The sequence below is a fragment of the Aeromonas sp. L_1B5_3 genome, assembly GCF_963866575.1.
GTDB lineage: Bacteria > Pseudomonadota > Gammaproteobacteria > Enterobacterales > Aeromonadaceae > Aeromonas > Aeromonas jandaei.
This window is the reverse complement of record NZ_CAWMDN010000025.1, coordinates 1-2,783: the sequence shown is the minus strand read 5'-3', so window position 1 is coordinate 2,783 and position 2,783 is coordinate 1. Positions and strand designations below refer to the sequence as shown.

The 2,783-nt window shown below is 55.1% G+C and carries 1 protein-coding gene and 1 pseudogene; one reads left to right on the top strand and one right to left on the bottom strand.

Annotated features, from left to right (window positions below; all coding sequences use genetic code 11):
• Positions 1 to 28: 28 nt before the first annotated feature.
• A pseudogene (locus tag AACR93_RS02830) lies at positions 29 to 1,348 on the top strand (tetratricopeptide repeat protein); the annotation flags it as partial.
• Between the two features lie 46 nt (positions 1,349 to 1,394).
• On the opposite strand, the gene AACR93_RS02825 reads toward AACR93_RS02830, so the two are convergent.
• A complete protein-coding gene (locus AACR93_RS02825; protein WP_231557009.1) occupies positions 1,395 to 2,636 on the bottom strand; it encodes a tyrosine-type recombinase/integrase in 1,242 nt (413 codons plus the stop codon).
• Positions 2,637 to 2,783 lie beyond the last annotated feature (147 nt).

The window sequence follows — 2,783 nt, the reverse complement described above, 5'->3', positions numbered from 1 at the left end:
CTTATTATCTGAATTCCCGCTTTAGCATGCGCATGATGCCACTGCCCCACGTACTGACACCGAGTTATCCCAAGCGGCAAAGCAGGGGGATGGACGAGCCCAGTATGAGCTGGCCAAACGCCTGGCGAGCAAGCCCGATTACCCCAACGCCATGCACTGGATGCAGCAGGCCGTCGAGCAGTCTGGCCCCTTGGCCGCCGATAAAAAGATCCGCGCCAGCGCTGCTTGGCAAGTGGGTGACTGGTATCAGGCCGGACTAGGTGAGCCCAAAAATCCAGTGCAGGCTACTCAGTGGTGGCAGCGTTCAGCTCGTCTTGGTAACACCAACGCCAGCTATCGGCTGGGCCTGATGTGCCAGGAGCAGCATCAAGGCAAACTGGTGAGCGAATGCCTCGATTGGTTCGAGCAGGCAGCTAAGCAGGATCATGCTGAAGCACAGTTGATCCTAGCCCGCTGGTACAGCACCCAACCGGGTGCAGATACGGACGCCATCAAGTGGCTTGAGCAAGCCGCAGAACTGGGTAACCGTGATGCCCAGTACCTGTTGGGTCAGCGATATGTGCAAGGTAAAGGGGTCGTCAAACGACCAGACCTCGCCCAGCGCTGGAACGACAAGGCTGCGGCTCAACAGCAACGGGATGCGTTGTTACTGCAAGCCAAGCAGGCCTCACCCACCCATGCTTTCGCTACCTATCAGCGCGCTGCCAATGCGGGTTCTGCCGAGGCAGAGCTCTGGCTTGGCATGGCGTATCTGGCCGGGGAGCAGGTATCAGCCGACCCCGCTTTGGGACGTTACTGGCTGGAGCTGGCTGCTGGGCACGGCTCCCATGAAGCCGAGTACCAACTGAGTTTGCAGCAGGTGGACCGCGAGCAGCAGATCCACTGGTTAACTCGGGCTGCTGACGGTGGTGTACCAAAGGCATTGTTCGAGCTGGCGGAGCTACAGCATAAGCAAGGTGAACTGGCGCAGGCCAGAGCCAGTTATGCCAAGGCCGCCCAACAAGGACACATTCTCGCCCAGTACACCTACGGTGAAATGCTGCGTCTGGGACAAGGGGGAAAAGAGGATTACGCGCTTGCTCTCAAGCAGTATCGCCTAGCGGCCCAGCAGGGCGACCGCCAAGCCCAATACCGAATGGGGACATTGCGTGAGGAAGGCTTGGGGGCTCCTCGTAACCGGGTGCATGCTTATGCTTGGCTGTCACTGGCGGCGACAGAAGGAATGCCTGAGGCTGTACGGGCCCGTGATGAACTCGAGGCCGCGATGACCAAGCCGGAAGTCAAACAAGCGCAGAAACTCTCTGAGCACTGGTTTGGCAAGATGTCATCAACGGCTAAGAAAAGCTAAAAAAAAAGAACATAGAAGGAAGCGGCCTTGGTGGGCCGCTTCCTTCTTATTCAGTTGGTGAATTACCGGATACAAACTCAGCCCACGCATCCATCATTGGACGTCGCTGATCCAGCAAGTCCGTGCGGTGGTAGGCGGCTTCTACCTTGTTCTGCACTGTGTGAGCTAATGCTCGTTCAGCGAGATCCCGTGCATAGCCCTGCTCGCTACACCAGTCGCGAAAGCTAGAACGAAAGCCATGAGCAGTTGCCAGACGGCCAGGAGTCGAGCTCGGCGCTTTTACCCGTCGCAAAAATGTTGTTAGTACCATATCTGATAGGGGGACCTGATCGCGTGGAGAAGGGAAGACCAATTCATCATGCAACCCCTGCAACCCCATCAAGATCTCGACGGCTCGAAGAGATAACGGGACGCGATGCATTTGTTTGGCCTTCATTCGTTCTGCTGGCAAGGTCCAGACCTTTGCTTCCAGGTCTACCTCTGACCATTTCATGGCTCTCACTTCACCTGAGCGGCAAGCCGTCAGGATTAAGAACTCCAGCATTAAACGAGTTACATCGTAACGTTGTGCCGTTCTCAAATGCTGCTGAATAAAGGTTGGAATATCACGCCAAGGCATGGCTGGCTGATGCTCTGTACGAACGGCCTTACTGGGTTGCGATGGGAGTAAGTGATTTACAACATCGACAGGGTTTGCCTGGCAGTGACCATGCGCCCAGGCCCAAGCCATGACCGCATGCAGCCGTTGTTTCACACGGCTGGCAGTTTCAGGGATCTCCAACCAGATCGGCATTAAGACCTCAGCGATCTGTGCAGGAGTGATAGCGGAGATTGAGTACTGGCCAATCATGGGGAATGCATACTGCTCGAGCGTCGAGATCCACTGTTTGCCGTGTTTGGGGTTTTTCCATCCAGGTAGCAGTTTGGAATGAACTTCCCGAGCAGCAGCCTCGAAAGTTGGGATAGCGGGTTTGTTCTCTTCAGCACGTTTGAGTTCGAGTGGGTCAAGGCCATTGGCGAGTTGCTCTCGCATCTTCTGTCCTTGCTTGGTGGCATCGGCTATGGATATTTCGGGGTAAGAGCCTATTCCTGCATTTCGGCGTTTTCCGGTCACTGGGCTGACATAACGAAGCACCCAGTTGCCACGGCCTTTAGCCGTTGACGGATGAAGTGCTAGGCCTGTTACGCCACCATGTGCAATCGCTTTGTCACCCGGCTTGAGATTACGTGCTTTGGTATCGGTAAGAAGTGGCATTAGGGAAGATTCCTTGAGAATGTGGTATGCCATTGACTATGCCATCCATTGTGCCATTTAGTGCGAGATAGAGTCATTTACAGTTGGACGGTTTTGGACAGCTTTACCTGTAAGGCGCTGATTTTAATTGGATATGTAGGGTGTGGCTGGTTTTGGTTGGATGTAACTCAGGCGGGCTGT

Coding starts and splice junctions, on each gene's coding strand:
- AACR93_RS02825 (WP_231557009.1), bottom strand. CDS start 2,636: ATGGCATACCACATTCTCAAGGAATCTTCCCTAATGCCACTTCTTACC.